This is a genomic window from Salinimicrobium oceani (assembly GCF_012037645.1).
The window spans coordinates 1-314 of record NZ_JAAVJR010001401.1 but is presented as its reverse complement, the minus strand read 5'-3'; the positions used below and the strand labels follow the sequence as shown (position 1 = coordinate 314).

Genomic DNA, 314 nt, shown 5'->3' with positions numbered 1-314 from the left:
AGATCCTTTCGCAATTCTCCCGGGAAGTATTTGCAACGATAGCTCCCATTTTTAAAGAAGCTCCAACCAGGACAGCGGTTTTAAACTCTATCATTTTTAGATACTCCTCAATGCTCACCTTATCCCGCGTCTCAAAATCTATATCATACTGCTGCCCTTCGCACACCTCTATGGCCGTTTTCGAAAAAAGTTCGGCTAACTGCTTAAAAGTCTCTCCCGGGTAATTTTCAAACAGCTGATATGCTCTTATCAACATCGCATCTCCCGAAAGAATGGCGGTGTTGACATCCCACTTTTCGTGGACTGTTTGTTTA

The 314-nt window shown here is 43.3% G+C and carries 1 protein-coding gene; it reads right to left on the bottom strand.

The annotated features are described in order from the left end of the window. On the bottom strand, positions 1 to 314 hold a 314-nt coding region (locus HC175_RS22390; protein ID WP_209310212.1), incomplete at both ends, for a polyprenyl synthetase family protein.